The organism is Prevotella sp. tf2-5 (genome assembly GCF_900115435.1).
In the GTDB taxonomy this organism is placed as follows: Bacteria; Bacteroidota; Bacteroidia; order Bacteroidales; family Bacteroidaceae; genus Prevotella.
The window spans coordinates 1-20,908 of sequence record NZ_FOWK01000015.1 but is presented as its reverse complement, the minus strand read 5'-3'; the positions used below and the strand labels follow the sequence as shown (position 1 = coordinate 20,908).

Below are 20,908 nucleotides of genomic sequence, written 5' to 3'. Positions count from 1 at the left end.
AAATGAAGGCTATGAAGATTATCGTTTCAGAAGAGATAGAGTCTGTCTGTCCTGGTTTCGTGGGTGCTTGTGTAGATGCGGAGGTTGAGAATACGGCATTCTCGCAGGCTTTATGGGACGAGATTCATGAGATGGAGGAGCGTTTCCGCAAGGAGTTGACGACGGAGTCGTTGAAAGAATTAAGTGGAATCGCTGCCACACGACGAGTGTATAAGGCTTGTGGAAAGGATCCCTCGCGTTATCGCCCTGCCTCAGAAGCTCTGATACGAAGGATGCTGCAGGGTAAGGAACTGTATCAGATAGATACTTTAGTAGACCTTATCAACCTGGCTTCTATCGCTTATGGCTACAGTATCGGCGGCTTTGATGCCGACAAGTTCGTGGGTGACACGCTGACGTTGGGCATTGGCAGGGAAGGAGAACCTTACGAGGGTATCGGTCGTGGAATGATCAATATTCATGGATTGCCTGTCTATCGTGACGCAGAGGGCGGGGTAGGCACTCCTACCAGTGACCATGAACGTACGAAAATAACAATCAGCACACGCCATTTGGTGGTGCTAATCAATGGTTATGACGGACAGGAAGACCGTGTTACGGATAACGCCCGTTTCATACAAGAACTATTGCGCAAGTATGCGCATAGTGATGGTGGAACCTATTTCATCTATCGTTAGGGCATCAGTAGGATGGTGACGCTTCGAGCAGCTTGAGCTCCCATCACTAAGACTTGTGCGATGTCTGCTGTTTTGGAGGGACCGCTGATGAAAGTGCCATAGCCATCGTACTCCTTATCGAACGTTATCCGCTTGTATGCCTCATGCATGTTATTCACGATCTCATGCTTTGGCAACAGAATAACCAGGTTCTCGGAGATAAAACAGACTGCTTTCTCCTTCATCTGCTGAGGAATCCAGATACATCCGTTCTCAGCCACCCCAAACATACCACGAATAACTCCCACGTCTGTGCCGTTCAAGTCGCTTGCACATCCTACAGTATCAGGGTTACGAGTGGCAATCGTCACTTCAGGAAGATTGGAGGCAATCTCCTTAGCGTTGGGATATATCTCTTGGATGATGCTGTCAACCGTTCTGTCGTCTTTTACTTCGATGACATGTCCGCCCACACTCTCACTCATGGCAATAAACTGTACCAAAGGGTCAGTATAGGTAATCGCCTTGATATCACTCAGGTCGGGCATGTCAAATTTCTCTCTGACATTAGCCCTGTATTTCTTCAATATATCTTCTTTGCTGCTCATTTCTCTATGTCTTTAATCATTTCATGGAATGGTTTCTTGGGGAATTTCATCATGTCGTGCCCTTCTGCCCATGGGTTAAGACCACAATTCATGAGAGGAGAGGGGATACTATTGGCCCAATGGGCGAGTCCTGTTCCAAAATTATAAAGTCCAGAACTACCATAAAGTATCGACATTCCCTTACACATCAGTTTCTTCTGTGGATTAGCTGTTCCGAACGAATCCAGTTGCTGGCGCCAGAGATAGATCTGATCGCCTAAGTTTACCTTCACAGGACAGACTGTCTGGCAACTCAGGCAGAGCGTACATGCCGAGACATTGCCAGAATGCTGTTGTGCGTCTCGCAACATGCCGAGGTTGATGCCAATAGGTCCTGGGATGAAATAACTATAACTATAACCGCCAGAGCGACGATAGACAGGACAGGTATTCATACAAGAACCACAACGGATACACTTCAGCGACTCCCAGTGTTCAGGGTTGGCAACCCACTCCGAGCGTCCATTATCCACTAAGACGATATGCATCTTGTGAGCAGTTGGACGAGCCTTGCGGAAATGACTGGTATAAGTTGTGGTCGGCTGTCCTGTTCCAGCACGACAAAGCATTCGCTGGAAGACAGCCAGGCACTCGTAGTTAGGAATGACTTTCTCGAGTCCGATGGCGACGATATGCAGTTTGGGACAGGAGGTTGACATGTCTGCATTTCCTTCGTTAGTGCATACCACGATGTCGCCTGTCTCAGCAATGCCGAAATTCGCACCAGTCATACCTGCGTCTGCTGTCAGGAATTCATTACGCAGACTCAGACGAGCACAATAGGTAAGATACGTGGGATCATGGTTGCCTTTCTCACTGCCGAGTTTCTCTTCAAAGAGTTCCCCTACGTCATCGTGGTTCAGATGGATGGCAGGCATCACGATATGCGAGGGTTTTTGTCCTTTCAACTGGATGATACGCTCGCCGAGGTCCGTCTCGACAACCTCAATGCCACGTTCTTCCAGATAGGGATTCATCTCACACTCTTCCGTGAGCATAGACTTTGACTTCACCATCTTTTTTACATCATGGTTCTTCAGGATACCATAGACAATCTCATTGAACTCTTTTGCATCTTTGGCCCAGTGTACTTCCACGCCGTTCTTCTCAGCATTGGTAGCAAACTGGTCGAGATACTCATCCAGATGAGTGATAGTATGACGTTTGATAGCGGATGCCTTCTCGCGCAACTGTTCCCATTCGTCGAGACCATAAGCCATATTATCACGCTTTGTGCGTACTGCCCAGAAGGTGGCATCGTGCCAGTGGGCATATTGTTGGTTCTTCAAGAACTCCTTAGCTGCTTTTGAATGTGCTGTACTCATAAATTTCAATCCTTCAAAATCCTGCTGCTAAAATCTCTACTACATGTTTGAATTTAATGTTAAGGCCTTGTTTCTTTGCAACACCAGCCATATGCATGAGGCATGAACAGTCGGGTCCTGTCACATATTCGGCACCCGTCTGGATATGACGCTCCACTTTGTCCTTACCCATTTGGGCAGAAACAGCAGTCTCTTCGATGGAAAACATACCACCGAAACCACAACACTCATCTGGACGTTCTGGCTCTACAACCTGAATACCATCAACGAGTTGCAAAAGGTCCTTGATTTTATTGAAGGGCTTGACATGCTCCTCGGAAGGGGAGGAGAGTCCTAATTCACGGACACCATGACATGAATTGTGCAGACTGACCTTATGAGGGAAAGTGCCTAAGCGACGATCTACCTTCACGATATCATGCAGGAACTCCACGACATCCAAACATCTCTTTGCTGTCTGGCATTCGTGATTGAGCAGACGGGGGTAGTTGATGCGCACGAAGGCAGTGCAACTGACACTTGGTGCCACGACATAATCGAAGTCCTTGAAAAGATTATCAAACTTCTCAGCCAGGGGAATCGCCTGCTTCTCAAATCCTGCGTTTGCCATCGGCTGTCCACAACAAGTCTGCTTCTGTGGATATGTGACCTCCAGTCCTAAGTGTTTCAGCAACTTATACGTTGCTAATCCAACCTCAGGATAGACGGCATCCACATAACAGGGGATAAATAGTCCTATTTTCATTATTTCTTTCTTTTATGTTTTCGTTATTACGTTATAATGTTATTTCGATATGGCGACTATATCACATGCAGCCCGAGGAACACTATCAGTCCGTTCATCAGTATCCAGAAGATGGCGAAAGGCATCGTCTTACGCATGATGTTACCATCTTGTCCCTCCATGTTACAGGCTGCAGTTGCGATAGCGATACTTTGCGGAGATAGCAGCTTACCTCCTTCACTGCCTGCACAATTAGCTGCAGCGAGCCAGTTAGTCTCATTACCTGTTACGCCGAAGAACGTTCCTTGGTTGACCAATCCTAAGTCGCTGGCAGCAGTGGCTTGTAGTTTTCCGAAGAGAATATTGGCATTGGTGGCACTACCTGTAACAAAGGTACCGATGGAGCCGATGAGTGGCGCAAAGAATGGGAATGTGGCTCCTGTCAGTAGGACGAGCCCTTTGGCGATGTCATTGGTCATCCCAGTGTTGTTCATCAGCATCGCTATCGCTACCAGACAACAGATGGTGACGATGGTCTTCTGCAAGTTAAGGATTGTTTTGGCGAGCAAATTCATCAGACTGCTCAAACTCATCCCCTGAATCATACCTCCGATGACTGCTCCAAGGAAGATCATCAGTCCAGCATTTGACAACCATCCGAACTTAAAGGTATTACCTATGACTGGTATATCAAACTTCGTTACCAAAGTGTTGCTCAACAAATCATTGACAGGTGGGACAATCTTACTTGAGATGAGGATGAAGAAGATAATCAGTCCATAGACACTCCATGCCTTCAGGGTTTTTGCTATACCTAATTTCTTTTTTTCAACAATAACCTCATCGGCAGGGTTCTCATCGTGAATGAACAGCTTGTTGTAGATAAGCATCGCGAAGATAGCTGCCACAGAACCGAGGATGGCTGGCGTCTCTGGACCTATCCAATGTGCACAGCAGAACTGTACGATGATGGAGCATGTTCCTACGAAGAGGGCAATGCAGATATTCTTCAGAATCTTTGTTTTGTCTGTCATCATCAGAATGAGGAACGGGGTGATGAAGAACATCAGTGAGAGTTGTAATATAATAAAGGTGGCGACCTCACAGAGTTCCTCAGGTGTGGCTACACCACTTGCAGCAACTTGGTTGGCAAGTGTCGTAGCAGGCAGACCAACTGCTCCGAAACCTACAGCAACGGTGTTCGCTACCAAACAGATGACAGCGGAGAACATCGGCTTAAAACCTAATCCTATAAGGATGGCAGCAGGGATAGCAACAGCCGTTCCGAAACCTGCCATACCTTCCAATACGCCGCCAAGACCCCACGTCAACAACAATACTAACAGACCTTTGTCAGAGGTCATCTGGATAAATTGCGCTTTGATAGTCTCTACCTCCTTTGTCTCACAAAGAATGTTGTAACTGAAGATAGCACAGATGATAATCAGGATAATGGGGAAACATGCCTTCAGCAGTCCTTCTACTATAGACCATAACGTGATACCTAAGATACTTGTGTCAGCATATTTCTCTGGAATGATACTCATAGCAGGCACGGCAAACAGTGATAAGAATATAGTGACTATGAGGGTGGTGATGGCACTCCTGTAACCAGACACTTTAAAACCCATCATCAGGACGATGAGTAATAAGATGGGAATAACTGATATTAATGCAGACATTGGCTTTTTAGTTGTTGGCGTAAATATTATGTTCTGATGGCAAATATAATACTTTTTTCTCACAAAGCCATCATATTTTAGTAAAAGAATAATAAAAGACGTACCAATGATAGTATTTTTTTGTATCTTTGTCCCAGACAATACACGTTTTACTAATTCCAATAGTGACCTATGATTCAGAAATTCCTTGCCGACCTTAGACAGTTCATTCCGTCTGAACGTATTTATACCGATGAACTACGTACTCTTGGTTGGGGAACGGATGCCAGTTTCTATCGCCAGATTCCGAAAGTCGTTATCCGTAGTGATGGCGAGGAAGAAATCTCAAAGATTGTCAAAGCCTGTAAGAAATATAACCTGCCTTTCACTTTCCGTGCAGCAGGTACTTCCTTGAGTGGTCAGAGTTGTACAAATAGTGTGCTTATCGTGGCAGGCAAACATTGGGAGAAATACGAGATAGGCGAGAATCAGGATACTATCAGACTGCAACCTGGTATTGTAGGCGCCAAGGTGAATGAGATATTGAAACCATATGGTAGGGTTTTCCCACCTGACCCAGCCTCAATTGGTTCGGCAATGGTGGGCGGTATCGTCATCAATAATGCCTCTGGTATGAATTGTGGTGTGCACGCTAATAGTGATCGCATGATGATATCAGCACGTATCATTCTGACTGATGGTACTGTTCTTGATACGGGTTCTGAAGAGAGTAGGGAGGCTTTTCGGAAGAGTCATCCTGAATTTCTGGCAAAGATAGAAGTCCTGCGCGACAAAGTGCGTGCAGATAAGGAATTGTCAGAACGTATCAGCAAGAAATATTCGATTAAGAATGTAACGGGTTTGAACCTGCGTCCGCTTATCGCATACGATGATCCTTTCGATATCATAGCTCATTCGATGGTAGGTAGTGAGGGTACGCTCGCTTTCCTTTCTGAAGTTACCATGAAGACACTTCATGATTATCAGTTCAAAGCATCGGCAATGGTTTACTTCCTGACAATGAAAGAAAGTTGTGAGGCAGTCGTCGCCATGAAGAAACTGAAGGCTGGTGACGATGACTTGAAGATGAGTGCCGAGAACTTGATGGTGAAGAGTGCAGAGATGCTTGACTATAAGTCGCTCAGTTCTGTGGATGATCCTGTCTACCTGCAGTATCAGAAAGATGTGGATGCAGGTAAGATAGATGGTGTACAACCTGGTGACTATCACAACCTGACTGCTATCTTGACGGAAACAAAGGGTATCACGCACGAACAACTATTGGAAAAGATTGCCAAGATTAAGGAATGTCTCGGACAGTTCCGTCTCTATATCCCTGCAGAGTTTACGGAAGACCCTGCCGTATATGGCAAGTATTGGGCTATCCGCAGTGGCATCTTCCCCAGTGTGGGTGGTACACGTCCTATAGGCACATCGTGCTTGATAGAGGATGTCGCGTTCCCCATAGAGTCATTGCCTGAGGCAACTGTCAAACTTCAGAAACTAATTGCTGACCATGGCTATGACGATGCCTGTATCTATGGTCATGCTTTTGAGGGTAACTACCACTTCATCTTGAATCAGAGTTTTGCTGATGAGCACGAGGTGGCTCGCTATGCTGAGATGATGCGTGATGTGGCGAAGTTGGTAGTAGAAGAATATGACGGTTCGTTGAAGGCGGAACATGGGACAGGTCGTAATATGGCTCCGTTTGTGAAATACGAATGGGGCGAGAAAGCTTTCGAGGTAATGAAGGAGTTGAAGGCAATCTTCGACCCGGAGGGACTGCTGAACCAGGGTGTTATCTTCAATGATGATCCAGATTGCTTTATTAAGTGTCTGAAACCATTGCCTGTCCTTGACTACGATTTTGACAGCGTTCCCGATGGCGGCAAGTATCTGATGGATCCGTCACTCTCAACGGCAAAAGAGACTGTCGAACAGGTAAAGCGCGCCAATAAATGTATAGAGTGTGGCTTCTGCGAAGTGAACTGTATGTCGTGCGGACTGACGCTCTCGTCGAGAATGCGTATCGCCGTACAACGTGAGATCCGTCATCTCACAGCAACAGGTGAGAATCCTGAGCGCCTGGCTACGCTGAAAAAACAGTACAAATACTATGGTGACCAGACATGTGCGACGGATGGACTATGTTCTACTTCTTGTCCGATGAAGATTAATACGGGGGAATTGACGCACTTGATTCGCCAATTGGATATGAACAATAATCCGACAGGTTATAAGATTGGTGAGTTCGCCGCTAATCACATGGCAGGTATCAAGTCTGGATTGCGTGTTGTACTCGATATGGCACACCTCGGACATGTCACACTTGGTTCAACACTGATGACGAACATTTGTCGAGGAATGAATAAGATGGGACTTCCGTTATGGACAACGGCTATGCCGAAGAAGAAACGTCAGCCCAAACCTTCCGATCTTACGCAGTTCATTATTGAAAGAAGTCTCACCCCCAACCCCTCTCCAAAAGGCGAGGGGAGGCTCAAAGTTGTCTACTTCCCCAGTTGTATCAATCAGACGATGGGACAGTCGAAGAATGGCGGCAAGAAACACGATCTCGTTGACGAAATCATCCAACTGATGACGAAAGCAGGCTATGAGGTGATATTCCCAGAGGGTATGGAAAAGATGTGCTGTGGACAGATATGGGAGTCGAAAGGAATGCTTGACATAGCAGATCGTAAGAGTGCTGAACTGGAGGCTGCATTATGGAAGGCATCAGAGGAAGGGAAATATCCTGTGCTCTGTGCCCAAAGTCCGTGTCTGCATCGTATGAAAAAGGTCATGCATAAGATGAAACTCTATGAGCCTGCGGAGTTTATCATGACATATCTTGTAGATCGTCTTGATTTCCATCCTGTTGATCGTCACGTCGCTTTGCATCTCACTTGCTCGACACGTCAGATGGGTGTTGATAAGGATATGATAGCACTCGCTAAACTTTGTTCAAAGAATGTGTTCTTGCCTGAAGGTGTCGGCTGTTGTGGCTTTGCTGGCGACAGGGGCTTTACGTTCCCAGAACTGAACAAATATGGTCTTCGTAAACTCCGTCCGCAGATAGAGGAGAATCATATTGAAGTGGGATATAGCAATAGCCGTACCTGTGAGATAGGTCTGGAGACGAACACAGGTATTCCTTATATGAGTATCGTATACTTGGTGAATGAGTGTACGACGGCAAAGAAGTAATCAGAACGTACAGGGAAGAACACTCAACTGATAGTAGAGGGTACGGGCAATACGCTCGTGCCCTTTGTCATTGGGGTGCAGACGGTCAATGGCTCCGTCCTTGAAATACTGCACATGTTCGTCCATCAGAGGGAAAAGACCGCTAAGGGCATGAAGGTCGATGACGGGCACAGCCCATATGTTACCTGCTTCCTTGACAGCGTCGATATATCGCTGAAGGGGTTCTCCACAACGATTATAATAGTCTTCCGTGGGCTGCCAGTTCTTGTCGTTGGCATAGAAACCGGCACGATGGATGGGGGTAAGTAGAATAATCTGTTTGGTGGGGTAGGCACGCTTTAGCTTATCCAAGGCGATATTGATACGACCTTTATAGGTGTCCGTTGTCATGATGGGATGCATCCTTTTTCTGGTGACGATATGCTTGGTTTCGTGAATGCCCGCCATCACTTCCTCTTCTTGGATGTCATACCACTCTCCGATGGGCACTCCGTCATTGAAGTCGTTGGTACCAATGAAGATCATGATAGCGTCAACCTCATCTCCATGTTGTGCCTTCAACTTATCGGTCTGGTTGGGAATGTCATTCCATTGTCGACCGCTGATGCCATAGACGTATGGGGTAATACCTAACCAATCCTGCAGAAAGTTCCAATATTTCACTTTTGAACCATTGTTCTTAGGATCGGTAATGGAGTCTCCAAAATATGCCACGCGCTTGTTCATCCATGGATGGACAAGCGCATTCTGTGCATGTACGGCACCACAAAACAGTGCCGTAACAAATATAATCAATAATCGTTGCCTCATAGTGATTCTTAATATTCCATGACAGCAGGCAACTCCTTTGCCTGGTCAATCATCTTCTGAATCTCCACAACAGCAGGAACACGGTTGGTCAGGTTCTTCTGGGCATTCACATCCTCTAACTTCGCCTGCAGATTCTCTGCCACACGGTGCTTGAGTTCCTTGACAGTGTCAACACCAGCAGATTCCAGTAACTCGGCAAACTGAGGACCGACTCCGTTGATACGATACAGGTCACAGTGGTTTGCCCATTTCAGAATCAGTTTACCACTGATACCGGTTTCTGCCTCTAACGCTTTGCGACCAGCGGGTTTCGCACATTTCTCTAATAATTCGGCATCAGTCTTGATACCTGCTGCAATCAATTTCTCGGCATAAATCTCGCCAACACCTTCAATGTCAATTACTTTGTAAGTCATAATGGTAATATTAGTTTTAGTTCTAACAGTTGATGCACTTTGCACACTGCATCGGCAAATATACGAAATAAATCAGATGTCAACAACTTTTTATTCTTTTTTAATACAGATTTTTGCATAATAAGGGAAATAAATAACTATCTTTGCCCTGAATTTAATATTAATAGAGAAAACGATGAATTACAACGATTATGAATTGAAAGAGTATGCAGCAACAACAGAAAGGCAATGGGATGTCTCTGCTGCATTTCCTGTATTGATGCGTAAGGTGTATGTATGGATGACAATGGCTTTGGTGATTACTGGTATCACTGCCTATGGCGTAGCAAACAGCCCGGGTATACTGCAAGCAATCTATACCAATCAGATCCTGTTCTGGGGACTGATTATCGCTGAGTTCGCACTTGTCATTAGTGTGAGTGCGGCAATCAACAAACTATCATTGCCAGTAGCGACCTTGATGTTCGTGGCATATTCGGTCATCAATGGTGCCTTGCTGTCGTATATCTTCCTTGCCTATACCAGCAGCTCTATAGCTACAGTATTCTTTATCACTGCAGGAACATTCGGTGCAATGGCCATTGTGGGTTATACCACTAAGACGGATCTCTCGTCGATGGGTAAATACCTGCTGATGGCGTTGATTGGTCTAATCATTGCCACACTGGTCAATGTGTTCTTTGTGAAGAGCACAGGCTTTGAACTCATCCTGAGCTATGCTGGTGTACTGATTTTCGTAGGACTCACTGCCTATGATACTCAGAAAATCAAGCAGATGTTGATGCAGGCACCTGATGCTGGTGAGACTGCACAGAAATATGCGCTGTTGGGAGCCCTCTCCCTCTATCTCGACTTCATCAACTTGTTTATCTATCTCCTCCGCATCTTCGGAAAGAGAGAATAAAAGTTAAATATCGACCTCATCAAATCGCTGACTGCCCATACGTTTTGACCTCACAAGGGGAATCCCTCTTGTGAGGTCATCTTTTCAGAATGTCATAAGGTATATTAACATCAATATCATACAAATAAAATACGTGGAAAATCCTATTAATTATCTTTGAAATCCTTTAAATCTTGTCTGAAAATCTATTAACAAATCCTATAATATGGATTTTATTTATAACTGTGTAGGTGGCTATTGATAACATGTCATGGATGTAGTGATGCGGATATTTTCTTTCGCAGTCTCTGGCTTGATAGCTTCTTCATAGGGAAGGGCAGGGGGATTGATGCACTCAACCTGTGAGAAACCGGCATCGAACAATTGTTGGTAATCATTGATACGACCGGCAATCAGTGTGACAGGAACATGATATTGTTTCGCTCGCTGGAGAATACCATAAGGTAATTTGCCCATGAGTGTCTGACTGTCGGCAGCCCCTTCGCCGGTAATCACTCTCTCTGCCCCTTCAAGGATGTCGTTGAAACGAACAGCGTCGAGAAGAAGGTCTATACCTGGGCGACAGTCTGCGTTTAGGTATTGCAGGAAGGCATAACCCAGTCCTCCGGCAGCCCCGGCACCAGTCATCTCCTGACGGTCATAGCCAAAATGGAGTGCTGATTTCTCCGCAAATTGTCTGGCACGTGCATCGAGGGCAGTGACCATTTCTGGGGTGGCTCCTTTTTGGGGTGCGAAGACAGAGGCTGCACCATATTCGCCACATAGTGGATTCGTGACATCGGAGGCGATAGTGAAATGGATACCCTCTAGTTGATGCACCTCATCCCATGAGCCCCCTTTTGCGAAAGCATCAATGATCGCTCGCAACATCCCGATACCACAGTCACTGGTACCGCTGCCACCAAGTCCTACAATAATCTCTTTACATCCCCGGCGTACGGCATCCACGATAAGCTGTCCGGTACCATAACTGGTAGCTACCATTGGATTACGCTCTTCTGGTGTGAGCAGAGTCAGTCCACTCGCTTTGGCGATCTCAATGACCGCCGTATCCTCTTGTTTCAGATACTGTGCCATGATAGGACGCATCAGCGGATCTCTTACTAAAACATCCACCAACTGTCCACTTGTTGCTGACAGAAAGGCATCCAACCATCCCTCTCCACCATCACTGACAGGAATCTGTATCACCTCCGCGTCAGGCATCTTCTGGAGGATGCCCTCCGCAGCTGCTTGATTCGCTTCCGCGGATGTCAGACACCCCTTGAACGAGTCAATAGCTACGATGATCTTACTCATATTGATCCAATACGGCACGACAGCCCTCCAATACATCGCGCCAAGTTGCTTCAAAGTCACCTGTGTACCACGGGTCGGCAACGTCGCCAGGTCGACTGGTATAGTCCATCAGCATCGTGATCTTCCCTTCAGGATCACCACCGCAGATGTTCCGCATGTTTCGGATATTCCAAGAATCCATACCTATCAGCAAGTCGTAACGATTGTAATCTGAGCGAGTCATCTGACGAGCCGTCTTTCCTTCACAGCTGATACCATGCTCTGCCAGTTTACGTCTTGCGGGAGGATAGACGCTATTACCGATCTCCTCTGTCGATGTTGCTGCCGACTCAATCAGGAAAGAGTCTTCCAGACCTGCCTTTTCCACCAGATCTTTCATGACAAATTCTGCCATCGGGCTACGACAGATATTCCCATGACACACGAAGAGTATCCTGTGTTTACCTTTATTATTCATAGTTTGTGGTGCCATGATTAGTTGAAATCGCTGACGTTGAGGTCCTCACGCAATTTCTTAGGGAGCGCATGGCGGTTGAGAAACAGATAGGTGGTGTTCAGTGTTATAAAGTCGCGTGACATATACCAGATACCCTCATATTGTCCGTATTTCCCCCATGAGTTTTTCACCAGGTAGTATGGCTTCCCTTGCTCGTCAAGAGCTTTTCCGTAGATAAGCATCACATGGTCGTATGTGAATTCCCAGTTATTCCATTGTTCTTGACGCAATTCTTGAGAGGGGATGATACTGTCGGGTAACATAGCAATACCTGTGCGTGTAAAATTTCCAGACACATCGCCACCCCATGCTACGGTATAGCCAGCGTCCAGTGCTTTGTCGAGCACCTCCATCAATTGGTTGATGGGAAGATTGTAACTGGGTTTCAACCGCCATTTGTAAGGAGCCTCGATAATAAACCACTTGTTGAAAGGATGATGGGTATAGCTTGTCAGACTGACATAATCCTCGAAATCAAGTCCAAGACTTTCTGCAAAAGACTTTGGCGTGTATGTCTTTCCTTCGTAGACAAACGACTGAGGACAACGACCGATATAGCGTTCAATGACTGACTGGACACTGTCTTGCCAATGTGGTAATGGCGTCTTGGCATCTTTCTTGATAATACCTCTTATCGTTTGCTCCAGTTCGGGGAAGAATACTTTAAAGTTAGCCAGGGAATCTCCTGTCAGCGATCCTGGCGCCGGCATCGCTTCCTCTGGACAGATGCCGTGCTGGCGGATGACTTCTAACACGTCATCGCACGAGCCTCCCTCAGAGATCTGACTGTAACCGTGCATGCGGACATAATGTGTGGCACAGTCCATATAGTCCTTGTTGACTGCGAACATCTCACACAGATTATAGGTCTTGCCCGTCTTTCGTAATATCTCACTCTCAAAATACCCTAGTGTGGCATACGCCCAGCACGTTCCACTCCGGTATTGGTTCTTTACGCTTGTTATTGGCAGTTCCTTTATAACCTTGAACGTCTTTTTCTCTTCCGAGGTCTTTGCGCCCTTCTGTAAATGCTCCTGTGCTGAAGTGCTCATACAACACATCAGGCTGATGACAAATAATGTGATCTTTCTCATTGATTTATTGTTCATTAACTATTGGTCGCAAAGATAATCAAAAATGTTATAATTTAGAAAAAAGACTGTTGTATTTTCTTTTTTTTTCTTATTTTTGCAATGAATTTTATTTTTTACAATGAAAAAGATAATCATTTTTTTATTGACTGTACTCGGGCTTAACACAGCTTGCAGCCAGAATTTTGAGAATATCGAAGTGAAGGAGTTTGCCGAATTGATAAATGACTCCAACGTGGTGATCCTCGATGTGCGGAAAACCGATGAGTATGCCGAAGGGCATATCAAGGGAGCCATTCTTATCGACCAGTTCCAAAATGATTTTGTGGAACAGGCAAAGTCAAAACTACCGAAAGACAAGACCATCGCCATCTACTGTCGTAGTGGTCGTCGCTCCGCCAATGCTGCAGGCAAATTAGCAGACATTGGCTATAAGTGTGTGAACCTCAAGGGGGGTATCCTTGCATGGAAAGAGGCGAAAATGCCCCTGATCTCGGAATAAAGTATGAGTCAGTCGCCCAGAGGTGTGATCTAATATATTGGTTCCTTTTTTGCTTTTACTTCAGATTCTTTTTGAAAAAATCTGCTAAAGAGTCCCAGGGAATCATGTTCTTGGGCTGGCCTTTTCCTGCCTTTTCCTCATAGCCGCCATCATAGAGGTCACAATGTGAGGCATCGGGGATGATGAGCAACTGCTTGTTCTCTGGGTTGGGGTTAGGCTCACCGACGAACTTATAACCTTCTGCCTTACCTTCCACCATATAGTGATAGGCAGCCTCGCCAAAGTAGCGTGAGTGGGCATCGGCACCATGCATCACGAGGACGGCAGAGTGGATCTCGTTGATGTAGTAGAGGAAACGGCTGTTAGCGTATGCCTGTGTACCGATGACGCGCCAGCCGTCGTTTGAGTTGCCAGAGCGTTTGTGATAACCGCGTTCTGTCTTGTAGTAGTCGAAGTAGTCATGAACGAAGCGAGGTGCCTGTGGGGGTACGGTGTCCAGTACACCACCTGCCATCGCATTGGGGTCGGCGAGCCGTTGTTTCGAGAGGTTCTCACGGTTCCTGTGGCGCCATTGTTCGTTGTCGAAAGCATCGTTGTAGTCGTTACCGCTGACACGTGTCATATCATACATCGTCGAGGCTACGGTAGCTTTGATGCGTGTATCGGCAGCGGCAGCATTCAAAGCGATGCCTCCCCAACCGCAGATGCCGATGATGCCAATCTTCTCTGCATCCACGTTGTCCTGTTTCGAGAGGAAATCGACGGCAGCCATAAAGTCCTCTGTATTGATGTCTGGTGAAGCCGTGCGACGAGGTTCGCCGCTGCTCTCACCAGTATATGAAGGGTCGAAGGCAAGTGCCACGAAGCCACGCTCTGCCATCTTCATCGCATAGAGTCCGCTACACTGTTCCTTGACGGCTCCGAAAGGACCGGAGACGGCGATGGCAGGTAACTTTTCTTTGGCGTCCTTGGGTGTATAGAGGTCTGCAGCCAGTGTCAGTCCATACTGTGTCTCAAATGTCACCTTCTTGTGATTTACCTTCTCGCTCAATGGGAACACCTTGTCCCATTCTTGGGTCAGATTTAATTCCTGTTTCATATTCTCGTCTGTAGTTTGTTTGTTACTCGTTAATAATTGATAGGTAGCATCGTCTACCGGCTCACACCATTCATTCGATGCTCCCTCTTGAACATCCTTATGATAGGTAAGGTGCTGGAACCATGAGTCCTTTTGTGCTCCGTGCCAGTGCTTGACTTCTGCAGGGATGGCGATGACGGTGCCAGGGGTCATCTCAACGGGAGCCTTGCCCCATTCCTGATACCAACCACGACCTGCAACGCAAATCAACACCTGCACTTGCTTGTGGTGAATGTGCCAGTTGTTTCTACATCCAGGTTCAAACGTAACGTTCATCACACCACCGCCAACATCTGCCAAGTAGCTCTGACCGATGAAATACTTTCCGTAAGGGTTAGGCTCACCTTTGGACCACTTGGTGCTCAGGGTATAACCCTCGTTGCAGAGCCAAGCGGAGAGCTCATCTACCAACTGCTTCGAGTTACCCATATTCACGGCACCCTGCTTGTGGGCGGCGAGTTGTGGAGCAACACCTTCGAGACCACTCAGGGCTGCTACGGTCACTATCTCTCGGTCGGCAGCAGAGAGCTGGTCGCCAGCGAAGATATCACCGAAGAGGTGTGACTTCAGGTAGTAGTCGTCCTGAGGACAGAAGGTATAGTTGAAGGGTTTTCCAGAGAGCTGTGTCTGGTTCTTTGTCCCCAGTTCATAGGCCTTCTTGGCATCGTCCCATTCTGCAGGACGCTTCCAAGGCTTCCCTTCTTGCCAGTCAGACTGCTTGTTTTCCAAAACCTTATTCAATACTCCCAACGCATTCAGACTTCGTGGGAACCCTGTGTAAGCATAGAGCTGTGAGAAAGCTTCCTTCAGTTCGTTGATGGTTACACCCTTGTCGAGCGCCATGCGTACGGCAGGCTCCAAACGATTCATATCACCCTGTGCCATCAGACAGGCACATGCTGCCAATCCCTTTTGACGCTCTGTCAGCGTATTTGCGTCTATTGTAGACATAGTCAATATTGCGATTAAAAATAAAACAATTCTTTGCATTATAAGATTACTTTTTTACCATTCTTGATATAAATACCTTTTGAAGGATTGCTTACCTTCACACCATTCAGTGAATAATATGCTCCATCTTTTTTCTGATTGCTATTAATGCTCTTGATGGCTGTCGTACCTGAAGTAAGCGAAAGTGTAACACTGATGTTGTTTTGACCTGCCTTCAGGAATGTGTGAAGCTCATTTTCTGACAGTCCGTCGATATGTCCTAAACGTGTATAGCTCCATGAGTTGCTGGCATAGAAGATACAGATGTATTGTCCGCTGTAGAGAACGACATCTCCGGGCTGGGCTGTCATCTGCTCGTTTTTCGTTGTCAGTGATCTGCCCAACGGTCCCCATATCTCAAAATCGTTGTCGTTGAGCGTGACCGTGATGGGCGCATCTTGCAGTGCAGCAACCAACTCGCGTGTGGCATCATTATCGACCAGCGTCACGCTCTGCGTTTGTCCACCGATGGTAATATAAATTTTATCCATAGTAATTTGTGCCTTCACTTCGTTGTCTGAGGAACAGCAGTAGAAAAGCATTGTTGCTAAAAATAATAGAATCTTTTGCATTGTTATCTTTGCTTTTTGAATATTAGTTTCATTGTTTCAGGGTCGAGCGGTTTCATTGTGGGTAGTTTGAGGTCTTTCACCATGTGGAGTGTACCCTGCTTGTACTTCAGGAAGTGTGCTGTCTTCAAGTGACTCTGATAAGCTTCCTCTGATGCATAGATCTCGAGGATGCGAATCTGGCATGAGTCTTCGGCACTCTGCATAGGAAAGAGGCAGATGACACCTGGCTCGCGTTCTATACTGAGGCGGTCTACTTCGTTGGCAAAGGCTAAGTATTCCTCCAGATACTGCGGATAGACCTCAATCTCTGCAATACGGACAATCATATTGGCTGTTGCAGTAGCAGCCGATGGCTTTTCTCCCGTCTGTTCAAACGTAGCCAATTTGATACCATCGGCCTTCAGCACGTCGAGGGCATATTTTGCCTCCTCAATGGATTTCGAGACATCAGGTAAGGGCAGGGCAGCACAGAACAGGAATCTACCTGGGTGTTCCTTCTTGATACGGGCGGCAGCCTCGTTGGTTTGTCTCACGACCTCAGCAGATGATGGTTGTGGTGCAGCCAATGTCAGCACCGATGTTTGTACACCAGCTTCGTCCATCCACTTCAGATGATTCTCCACATTGTACTTCGGCAGAGGGAATCCCTCGTCCATCAGTCGTCCCTCTTTTTCAAGAGATGACACGAACTCAGGAGTGATGATGTGACTATGCACATCAATCACGCCCTGAGCGAAACCGTTTGCTGCTATCATAAGACTCAGCAATAATGCTTTAGTTTTCAACTTTCAACTATAAACTATTTTTCAGTACCTGTACTACCTCGTCGCGGTTCAGGATATAGTAGCCACCCTGACAGATGGGGCAAGCATCAGCCATTCCCTCTATCATTTCTGGCTTAGCACCGCAGTCAGTGATGTTCATCGCCAGTCCTAGTTCGCGCATCCACTGTTCCATCGTCTCAAGACCTTCCATCGCTATCTGCTCGTCGGTCTTTCCTTCGGCAGAAACGCCCCATACATTCATAGCCAGACGCTTGAACTTCAGTACAGCATCGCTTGACTTATTAATGAGCAGACGGTAGTAGGCACCACTGACGGCAGCAAGTGTGTGACCGTGTGTGGCATCGGTAAAGGCAGCAACAGCCTGTCCCAGCATGTGAACCATCCAGTCGGTAGCCTTAGCGCGGTCGATGAGCGTATTGAGTGCCCATGTGGCTGTCCACATGATGTTTGAGCGTGCCTCATAGTCCTCTGGGTTGACATTCGCCTTGCTTGAGCTGACGATGAGTGAGCGCATCAGTCCCTCGGCGATATAATCGCTGGTGTTGTCGTCGGTGCCAGAGAGGTACTGCTCCAGGATGTGACTCATGATGTCGTAGATACCAGCCACCATCTGATACTTGGGAACGGTGAATGTGAAACGAGGGTTGAGGATGGAGAAATCAGGATTGCGGAAGTTATAGAACAGCTTGCGGTTCTCCGAGTGACTGGAGATAACCGAACAGCTGTCCATCTCAGAACCTGTGCCAGCCATCGTGAGCACACAACCCACAGGAATCCAACGGCAGGTCATCGGTTGCCAGTTCTTGAAGTAATACTCCCAAGGGTCGCCATCGTACCAAGCGCTTCCGGCTACAGCCTTACAGTAGTCAATGGTAGAGCCACCACCCACGCCGAGGATGAAATCGACATTCTCTTTGCGAGCCAGATGGGCACCCTCCAGCACCTTTTCTATCGTTGGGTTAGGCATCACGCCAGCAATCTCTACCACCTCGCAGCCAGCCTTTTTCAGTTCAGCCATCACTTGGTCATAGATGCCGTTGCGCTTAATACTACCACCACCATAGCAAAGCATTACCTTCTTGCCGTAGTTTTTCAGTTCTTCACTCAGTTTGCTTAAAGAATCCTCACCGAAGTGTAGTTTTGTGGGATTGTGGAATGTAAAGTTACCTAACATAATTTTATCGTTTTAAAGTTTTCGACTGCAAAGGTACGCACATTATTTGATATAGGTATTACACATATTGGCTGATTATATACCAATTTCGCAGATAATGCAAAAAAAACACAAAATATATACCATTATTAGACTATTTTTGTATCTTTGCAATCGTTATGAGGAATATTTTGAAGGTTGACAGCCCCAACGACTACGCTCGTTTTGTGGATGCACCTGTGTTGCACCCGTTAGTGAGCATCATTCATTATGACGAGTTGGCACCTTTCCGTCATAGCCTGAATAACTATGGTGTATATGGACTGTTCATCCAGCGACAGTTCCCCTTCAATCTCTCATATGGTATGAGGAAATTGCAGGTGAGCGATGGTTCTATCATTGCCGTTGAACCAGGACAGATAGGTGGATTGGAAGATAATGGCGAACGCATCTCATTGTGTGGATGGGTATTGCTATGGTCGCCAGAATTGTTGCATGGAACAGATCTGGAACGTCAGATAGACCGCTATCAGTTCTTCTCCTATTTCTTCGACGACTCGCTGCATATGGAACCCGACGAATGGCTCTGTATCACACAGTTGGTAGCTCAGATGCGACAAGAATTACAGACACATGAAGATTCACCATCACTCCGAAATATCCTATTGGGTTATCTGCGACTGATACTCGAATACTGTAACCGTATCTATTTGCGACAACTGTCTGAGAAAGATACAGATAGAAACGATGTGTTAAAGCGTTTCCATAACTTACTTCAAACATATTTCCGCGAGAACCGCCAGTTGTCTGAGGGACTGCCCACCGTCGCTTGGTGCGCCTCCGAATTAGCTTATTCACCCCGTTACTTTGGCGATATCGTCCACAAGGCAACGGGCGGTACTGCCATCGGCTATATCCACAACTACATCATAAACCAAGCGAAAAGTCTGTTGATGCAGGGACACAACATCAGCGAGACTTCACGGCTGCTGGGTTTTGACTTCCCTCATCATTTCACTCGTCTCTTTAAACGCATCACGGGACTCACTCCCAGCGAGTTCATGGGGAAATCTTCTTGATAATCCGCGCTGGGTTGCCGCCAACTACCACATCGTCCGGGACATCCTTCGTCACCACAGCACCTGCGGCAACGACGGCGTTTCTGCCAATAGTTACATCCGGGCAGATGATGGCACCGATGCAGATCCACGCGTTCTCTTTGATCGTCACCTTCCCGAAATGGAAGAGGTTGTGCCTGTCGTATAAATCGTGATCAACTGTCGCAATCTTCACCTCGGGACCAATCAGGACGTTGTCTTCTATCACCACCCTCCCGGGAGAGAGTATCGTTGCCCCTTTGTTGATTGTCACATTCTTCCCGATTGTCATCCGACATCCGCAATCACAATAGAAAGGTGAAACAATAGCGACGCTATCATCTATCTCACATCGAAACAGTTCTTCCAACAGACTCTTATAGTCAGGATCTGTGGGCTTCTTGGACGAGATTTTCAGGCATAACTCATGACTTCGTATCATCTCTGCCTCCACGTTACGCATACGAGGGTCGTTTTTGTAGCCAGACCCAGTGGCGTCTATCATGTCAAACATACATATGTCGGGTTGCTTGTTCATAATCCGTTCTTTTTGCTGGCAAAGATAATCATTTTTATGTAATTTGTTTTGTTGTTTCCCTAAAAAATGTGGTAACCTTGAACCCTTAACCTTGAACCCTTAACCCCTTAACCCTTCTCTAATATCTCTTAAGATGTATTCCAGTATCTCCCATAGGGGTATAACAGCCTTTAGTATCAGTCATACTAGGCTTTAGTACAAGTGATGGCAGATACTGGAGTGGGGGATAGAAGGCATCGGAATCAAATTGCCCCATACTTTTGCGTGACAGTGACAGTTGTGACAGTAAGTTTTGGGTTGGTTTTTAACAGTTTAACAGTTAACAGTTAGCGAAAAAGACAAAATCAATCACAGATCACAGATCACAGTTACTTGTTTTGAGATTGACCGAAGAGGATTTTTTTCAGTTTTCAGCAAACGGGACTGGAAACAGAGTGGAAACGGAAACGGAAACAGTTAGCTTAAAGTGAAAAAAATACTGGTACTAAATTTATTATATATATAATATATATATTATATATATAATAATATATACATAATAATAAATCTGACTTCATTGAAAAATCAACTTCAACCTAACTGTTTCCGTTTCCGTTTCCGTTTCAATAACTGTGATCTGTGATTTGTGATAGTGTCTTTCACTAACTGTCATCTGTCACAACTGTCACGCTTTATCCCTACCATCGGTTGAGTATTTGTATAATACCAACTGTTAACTGTTAACTGTTAACTGTTATGCAAACTGTAATCTGTGCACAATGATACATTTTAAGAATTATATAATATTAATATATTATATAATTTATATATTGTACAGGCATTGTCTTGCCCTAACCTCCCACTAAAAATACCGCAAACCTCGATAAATAAAGGGCGCAAGACCAGTTGGAGGTT

19 protein-coding genes and 1 pseudogene are annotated in these 20,908 nt (G+C 46.1%); 5 read left to right on the top strand and 15 right to left on the bottom strand.

Annotated elements, in window-relative coordinates:
• Nucleotides 1-11: 11 nt before the first annotated feature.
• On the top strand, nt 12-677 hold the full coding sequence (locus tag BM257_RS13575; protein ID WP_092073871.1) for a B3/B4 domain-containing protein: 666 nt from the start codon (nt 12-14) through the stop codon (nt 675-677).
• On the opposite strand, the gene BM257_RS13570 is transcribed toward BM257_RS13575, so the two are convergent.
• From BM257_RS13570 to BM257_RS13555, 4 genes are read right to left on the bottom strand one after another with little or no spacing between them, the layout of a single operon-like run.
• Entirely contained in the window at nt 674-1,264 is a 591-nt protein-coding gene (locus tag BM257_RS13570) for a LutC/YkgG family protein (RefSeq protein WP_092073794.1), read from the bottom strand. The genes BM257_RS13575 and BM257_RS13570 overlap by 4 nt on opposite strands.
• Nucleotides 1,261-2,628: a lactate utilization protein B gene (locus tag BM257_RS13565; protein WP_092073792.1), complete on the bottom strand. Its 1,368-nt coding sequence runs from the start codon at nt 2,626-2,628 to the stop codon at nt 1,261-1,263. Before BM257_RS13565 ends, BM257_RS13570 begins: the two co-directional genes overlap by 4 nt.
• 13 nt (nt 2,629-2,641) lie before the next feature.
• Nucleotides 2,642-3,373 carry a (Fe-S)-binding protein gene (locus BM257_RS13560; RefSeq protein WP_092073790.1) on the bottom strand — a complete coding sequence of 244 codons (732 nt, stop codon included), beginning with the start codon at nt 3,371-3,373 and terminating at the stop codon, nt 2,642-2,644.
• Between the two features lie 56 nt (nt 3,374-3,429).
• Entirely contained in the window at nt 3,430-5,034 is a 1,605-nt protein-coding gene (locus BM257_RS13555) for an L-lactate permease (RefSeq protein ID WP_092073788.1), read from the bottom strand.
• Between the two features lie 171 nt (nt 5,035-5,205).
• Here BM257_RS13555 and BM257_RS13550 point away from each other — a divergent pair, with 171 nt between their 5' ends.
• On the top strand, nt 5,206-8,223 hold the full coding sequence (locus tag BM257_RS13550; RefSeq protein WP_092073786.1) for an FAD-binding and (Fe-S)-binding domain-containing protein: 3,018 nt from the start codon (nt 5,206-5,208) through the stop codon (nt 8,221-8,223).
• Here the strand turns inward: BM257_RS13550 and BM257_RS13545 are convergent, their stop codons facing one another.
• Entirely contained in the window at nt 8,224-9,033 is an 810-nt protein-coding gene (locus BM257_RS13545; protein ID WP_092073784.1) for an SGNH/GDSL hydrolase family protein, read from the bottom strand.
• 8 nt (nt 9,034-9,041) lie between these two features.
• A complete protein-coding gene (locus BM257_RS13540; protein ID WP_092073782.1) occupies nt 9,042-9,449 on the bottom strand; it encodes a DUF4332 domain-containing protein in 408 nt (135 codons plus the stop codon).
• 175 nt (nt 9,450-9,624) lie between these two features.
• On the opposite strand from BM257_RS13540, the gene BM257_RS13535 reads away from it, so the two are divergent.
• On the top strand, nt 9,625-10,353 hold the full coding sequence (locus BM257_RS13535) for a Bax inhibitor-1/YccA family protein (RefSeq protein WP_092073780.1): 729 nt from the start codon (nt 9,625-9,627) through the stop codon (nt 10,351-10,353).
• A 234-nt stretch (nt 10,354-10,587) separates the two neighbouring features.
• Here the strand turns inward: BM257_RS13535 and BM257_RS13530 are convergent, their stop codons facing one another.
• From BM257_RS13530 to BM257_RS13520, 3 genes are all read right to left on the bottom strand, one after another.
• Nucleotides 10,588-11,652 carry a glycerate kinase family protein gene (locus BM257_RS13530; protein ID WP_092073867.1) on the bottom strand — a complete coding sequence of 355 codons (1,065 nt, stop codon included), beginning with the start codon at nt 11,650-11,652 and terminating at the stop codon, nt 10,588-10,590.
• On the bottom strand, nt 11,645-12,046 hold the full coding sequence (locus BM257_RS13525) for a low molecular weight protein-tyrosine-phosphatase (RefSeq protein WP_369821331.1): 402 nt from the start codon (nt 12,044-12,046) through the stop codon (nt 11,645-11,647). The genes BM257_RS13530 and BM257_RS13525 overlap by 8 nt, the downstream gene beginning before the upstream one ends.
• A gap of 80 nt (nt 12,047-12,126) precedes the next feature.
• Entirely contained in the window at nt 12,127-13,242 is a 1,116-nt protein-coding gene (locus BM257_RS13520) for a C1 family peptidase (RefSeq protein ID WP_092073778.1), read from the bottom strand.
• 118 nt (nt 13,243-13,360) lie between these two features.
• Between BM257_RS13520 and BM257_RS13515 the strand changes: the two genes are divergently transcribed.
• On the top strand, nt 13,361-13,741 hold the full coding sequence (locus BM257_RS13515; protein ID WP_092073776.1) for a rhodanese-like domain-containing protein: 381 nt from the start codon (nt 13,361-13,363) through the stop codon (nt 13,739-13,741).
• A 55-nt stretch (nt 13,742-13,796) separates the two neighbouring features.
• Here the strand turns inward: BM257_RS13515 and BM257_RS15215 are convergent, their stop codons facing one another.
• From BM257_RS15215 to BM257_RS13495, 5 genes and pseudogenes are all read right to left on the bottom strand, one after another.
• Entirely contained in the window at nt 13,797-14,840 is a 1,044-nt protein-coding gene (locus tag BM257_RS15215) for an alpha/beta hydrolase (RefSeq protein ID WP_255405843.1), read from the bottom strand.
• Between the two features lie 141 nt (nt 14,841-14,981).
• Nucleotides 14,982-15,830, bottom strand: a pseudogene (locus BM257_RS15210) (carboxymuconolactone decarboxylase family protein); the annotation flags it as partial.
• Between the two features lie 38 nt (nt 15,831-15,868).
• Entirely contained in the window at nt 15,869-16,360 is a 492-nt protein-coding gene (locus tag BM257_RS13505) for a cyclophilin-like fold protein (RefSeq protein WP_177216131.1), read from the bottom strand.
• Nucleotides 16,361-16,443: 83 nt separating this feature from the next.
• Complete coding sequence (locus BM257_RS14640) at nt 16,444-17,196, bottom strand: antibiotic biosynthesis monooxygenase (RefSeq protein WP_143096870.1); 753 nt, start codon at nt 17,194-17,196, stop codon at nt 16,444-16,446.
• Between the two features lie 37 nt (nt 17,197-17,233).
• Entirely contained in the window at nt 17,234-18,400 is a 1,167-nt protein-coding gene (locus BM257_RS13495; protein WP_092073770.1) for an iron-containing alcohol dehydrogenase, read from the bottom strand.
• A 158-nt stretch (nt 18,401-18,558) separates the two neighbouring features.
• Here BM257_RS13495 and BM257_RS13490 point away from each other — a divergent pair, with 158 nt between their 5' ends.
• Nucleotides 18,559-19,458, top strand: a complete 900-nt coding sequence (locus BM257_RS13490) for a helix-turn-helix transcriptional regulator (protein ID WP_092073768.1) — start codon at nt 18,559-18,561, stop codon at nt 19,456-19,458.
• Here the strand turns inward: BM257_RS13490 and BM257_RS13485 are convergent.
• Nucleotides 19,439-20,014, bottom strand: coding sequence for an LbetaH domain-containing protein (locus BM257_RS13485; RefSeq protein WP_092073766.1), 576 nt, complete (start codon nt 20,012-20,014; stop codon nt 19,439-19,441). The two genes, BM257_RS13490 and BM257_RS13485, sit on opposite strands and share 20 nt — an antisense overlap.
• Between the last annotated feature and the right edge of the window lie 894 nt (nt 20,015-20,908).